Origin of the sequence: Microcoleus sp. Pol17C6, assembly GCF_036701145.1 — a bacterium.
GTDB lineage: Bacteria > Cyanobacteriota > Cyanobacteriia > Cyanobacteriales > Microcoleaceae > Microcoleus.
The window spans coordinates 19,649-24,273 of record NZ_JAUBQH010000085.1; the positions used below are offsets into that span (position 1 = coordinate 19,649).

A 4,625-nucleotide genomic window follows, 5' to 3' on the forward strand; every position below is an offset into this window, starting at 1 on the left:
TGTCGGAGTTGGTGTTGGTGTCGGAGTGGGATTAGAGTCATCACTATCATCATTGACAATAATGCCCGTACTTTGGTTGGCGGCGGGATCGATGGTGGCGTTGGTGGCGTTGTTGAGGGTAACGCTGAAAGTTTCATTCGCCTCGAATTTGTCGTCGCCGTTAACAATTACAGCGATTGTTTTTGTTAGCGCTTCTGGCGAATTAAAGATGAGATTACCGTCATTATCTTCGTAGTCGAGATCGCCCGTAGTAGCAGTACCGTCATCTGTCTTGTAGTTAACAGTAATGGGCAAACCAGAAGCATTGGAGAGGCTAACGGTGTAGTTGTAGGTAGTTGTGCCTGTATTGCCTTCAGCTTGATTAATCGTGGCGGGGGCGATGCTGACAGTTGGAGGGTTATCGTTATCTGCAATTGTCAAAACTGCATTGTTGTATCGATCGCCAACTGTAGCATTTCCCGTTGGATTAGTTAGAGATAAATTAACCGTTTCGTCAGCTTCGTCGATCGCGTCATCGGCGATCGGAATAGTAACAATTTTTGGTGTCGTATCGCCGGCGGCAAAGTTAATTGCGATCGGCGTATTGGTGTAGTCAGCAGCAACAGCAGTACCATCCGTCAGCGTCAGCGTTGCCCCAACTGCACCTTTATTACCACCGATGCGATTGACGGTAATTGCTGTACCTACAACTGTACCGTTTTCATTCACCGTGTAAGCGGGGTTGCTAAATTCCAGTAAGCCGGGGGAAGGTTGAGAAAATTCCGAAGTATCGTTAGTTGTTAAGTTAGTAGCAGTAGTGACGATCGCCCCTGTTGCAGTTAAAGGCGGCGATATAAAATTAGCATTGCCAGCAGCATCAGTTATGAGATTAACAAAGTTGAGATAAGTTTGTCCTTCGCCGTTACCGCTGGGATCTAGAACAGTATTGTCAAAAAATTCGACGCGGAAATTCGTATTGGGAATGCTGTTGAGAGTGCCGCTAATAGTAATGTTGCCGTTACTAGCAGTTGCCGAGGTTAACACCGGGAAATTTTGCAAGCCGTTGCCGCCTGTATCTCCGTCTCCCAAGTCGTTTGGAGTAACGCCGTCGCTAGTTAAGGGATCGGCATCGTTATCGAGATCGATGCCTAAACCATTATTAGAAAAGATAGAATTGCCTAAAATTGCCAAACCGTTGCCACCGGTCACTTGAATGCCGCTGCTACCGCTAAATGCGATCGTGTTGCCTTCCCCTGCAGCGGTACCGCCGATGCGGTTATTCACACCTGTATCTAAAGCTATGACGTTGCTGTACAAAGTATTGGGTAAAGGAGTGCTGCCGTCAGCTTGCGTGCCAATATAATTGCCGATAACGCGGTTGTTAGTGACCTCGTTGCTATTAAGATAGACGCCCATTTGATTGCCGGAAATGACATTGCCTTCTTGCGGTGTCGTGCCACCGATGATGTTACTTTCGCCAGCAGCGATAAAGACGCCGACCGGATTTCCCAAAGCGGCAGTACCGCTGATATTTGTGCCGATATAGTTGCCGACAACTCGGTTTGTCGCAGCTACACCGCCTGAAGGTTCGCCTAAAAGTGTGGGCGCTATTGCAAAAAAAATACCCGCAGTCTGACTGCCAGAAATGATATTGCGTTCTTGAGGCGTCGTTCCGCCGATAATATTGTTAGAAGCGCTGCCAATAGAGATGCCATAGATAGTGTTTCCTAGCGCTACATTACCCGTGATATCAGTACCGATGAGGTTGCCGACAACTCGATTTTGATTGGCAGTTGGGCCGTTAATCCCAATTCCGCCACCAAGGCCCCCATTGCCAGAAATCAGGTTGTCCTGAATCAAGTTTTCAGGCGCATTGCGGATGCTGATGCCAGCGTAGTTGCCTATCGCAACAGTACCAGTAACATCAGTGCCGATAAGGTTGCCGATTACTTGGTTGTTGCGCGCAGCGATGCCGGAAATCTCGATGCCAAGCCCGACATTTAAATTGTCGTTGCCAGAGATTAAGTTGTTCTCGATCCGATTATCTGGAACGCCATCAATCCAGATCCCCCTGCGGTTGCCCCGATCGATCGTACCCGCAAGATCCGTGCCGATGTGGTTGCTGACGGTCGCGTTGCCGCCATTGGTTTGCAAGCGGATACCTGCCAAGTCAAATCTGTTGATTGCTAAACCTTGCACGGTACTGTTCCCAGCAGTGATATCAAGTCCGACCATCCCAACTCCTGCGAGGTTGCCGCTGAGTTCCACCAGTGGCAAACCGTTATAGCCCGCGCCGCCTTGACTCCAACCATCGACGATCGCTGGATCGGAGATCGGCGGCAGTGCGGATAGAGGCTGAATTAATTGCTGAGAACCGATCGCCCCGATATTAAAGGCGATCGTGTCGCGATCGGCACCACTACCGACAGTGCCGTTAATCTGTGCTTGTTCTGCCACTGTCAAAGCAGGAACATTCAGAGTGCCATTCGCAACCAGAATTGCCTCTCTGAGGGTGAGGACGGCATTCCTGATATTTGAGTCATCTGTGCTATTAACGGTAATGGTAGCAGCCATAATTTTTCTCCTTATACCCTGGTGTTGGCGAGGTTCGGCTATCGTTGGTTAGGCGATCGATAATTGCGATCGGGCGATCGCTAATCAACTTGCTTCTAAACCAGTTTATTTCCTAAGAGCAAAAGCGACCAGGAGAGTAAAATCAGGCGTTTCTACAAGGACTGACAGTAAAAACTCAGGTTAAATCAGTTAAAATAGGGAAAAGTCAGGGTAACTTTCCAGTGCAGGAACAACTGCTCTCTTGCAAGCATCTGCATACTTACGTATATGGGTACTTACCCGTCAATCCCATGAACTCAGAATTAGAATTCTCTTGGAGCAAAACCAAAGAATCTGCCGATCGCATTTTTGCTCAAAACACCGGCAAACATCTCAGCGACATCGAAATGAAAGTCCTTCAAGGTTCCTGGGAAGGAAAAAGTTACGATGAAATCGCCAAAACTTACGGCTACAGTGCTGAATACCTCAACAAAGATGTCGGCAATAAATTGTGGCACAAGCTTTCAGAAGCTTTAGCAGAAAAAATCACGAAGAAAAATTTTAAAGAAGCTCTGAGGAGATTTGCCTCCCAAGAGTCCACTCAATATATTAGCACCAACCTGCTCTTACAACCACTGACTGCGGCAAATTTGCAGTTTCCCGAAGGCTCGGTATCATTAGATTCTCCTTTTTATGTGGAGCGTTGCAACATTGAATCATTGTGCTGCGAGACAGTTGTAAAACCCGGTTCTCTGATTCGGATTAAAGCACCAGAAATGATGGGCAAAACTTCACTGATGAACCGGATTTTAGCTGGCGCTGTTCGGGAAAACTATCACGCAGTTTATCTCGATTTGAGCGCCGCCGACCGAGGAATATTAACAAATCTGGATAAATTTCTGCGCTGGCTGTGCTTGATGGTAAGCCGACAGTTAAAGTTAGAAAACAAGTTAAACGAGTATTGGGATACGGATATTTTGGGCAGCAACGATAACTGTACTGTTTACTTTGAAGAGTATTTGCTGGCAGAAACAGAAACGCCTCTGGTTTTGGGGTTGGATGAAGTCGATCGCCTCTTTCCTTACACCGAAGTAGTTGAAGATTTTCTGGGGATGCTGCGAAGCTGGCACGAAAAAGCCAAGATTTCGGATATCTGGAAAAAACTGCGGTTGGTAATGGCGCATTCTACGGAAGTTTATATTCCTTTGGACATGAATCAATCTCCGTTTAATGCGGGGGTTCCCGTTGAGTTGCTGGAGTTTGACAGCCAGCAAATTCACGATTTAGCTCGGCTGCACGGCTTGGATTGGGATGAGGGGCAGTTGCGAGAGTTAATAAGTGCGATCGGCGGACATCCTTATTTAGTAAGATTGGCAATGTATGAGATTAGTTGTGGCAAAATCTCATTAACTCAGCTATTAGAAAATGCGGCATCAGAATCAGGAATTTACAGCAGTCATTTGCGAAAGCATTTGGAAATACTGCACCACAATCCTGAATTAGCTTTAGCTTTGAAAAAAGTGGTCAATGCTGCCGAACCAGTTGAATTAGATTCCATGCAAATTTACAAATTGCACAGCATGGGAATTGTGCGGCGGCAAAACAATTATGTCATGCCGCGTTGCAATTTGTACCGCGAATATTTCTGCCGCGTTTTAGGTTAAAAAGCGGAGATGAACACCTGATTGGGGTTGACATTGGTAATATTTTGGTCTTGCACAACACCAATCAAATCACCCCTGTAGAAAACTCCAGTGTCTTGGGCATTGCTACCTTCCCAGTTGCCAAGTCCAAGCGAATAACCGTCTGTTAGAATGCCTTGAATTTGGATTTTATCGCTTTGAGTTAAGCTAAAGTCCGTAATTGTAGCGTAGCCATTTCCGAGGTAGTAAACGCTATTTGCGTCACCCAACGCGAACCTGTCGTTTCCAATGCCACCTGTGAGGATGTCGAATTCATTTTCCCCAAACCCGAAACCACTAAGTTGATCGTTACCGCTTCCGCCCAAGAGACTGTCATTGCCGATACCGCCAAGCAGAGCATCGTCTAAATTACCACCAATCAGCCGATCGTCACCAGGGCCGCCAACTAGA

2 protein-coding genes and 1 pseudogene are annotated in these 4,625 nt (G+C 46.9%); 1 reads left to right on the forward strand and 2 read right to left on the reverse strand.

What is annotated here, in order from left to right; genetic code table 11:
- A partial coding sequence (locus tag QUA25_RS26645) for a Calx-beta domain-containing protein (RefSeq protein WP_333042481.1) occupies positions 1 to 2,553 on the reverse strand: 2,553 nt, incomplete at its 3' end.
- A 290-nt stretch (positions 2,554 to 2,843) separates the two neighbouring features.
- Here QUA25_RS26645 and QUA25_RS26650 point away from each other — a divergent pair.
- Positions 2,844 to 4,196 carry an AAA-like domain-containing protein gene (locus QUA25_RS26650; protein WP_333042482.1) on the forward strand — a complete coding sequence of 451 codons (1,353 nt, stop codon included), beginning with the start codon at positions 2,844 to 2,846 and terminating at the stop codon, positions 4,194 to 4,196.
- Here the strand turns inward: QUA25_RS26650 and QUA25_RS26655 are convergent.
- Positions 4,193 to 4,625: pseudogene (locus QUA25_RS26655) on the reverse strand (hypothetical protein); the annotation flags it as partial. The gene QUA25_RS26650 and the pseudogene QUA25_RS26655 overlap by 4 nt on opposite strands.

Coding starts and splice junctions, on each gene's coding strand:
- QUA25_RS26650 (WP_333042482.1), top strand. CDS start 2,844: ATGAACTCAGAATTAGAATTCTCTTGGAGCAAAACCAAAGAATCTGCC.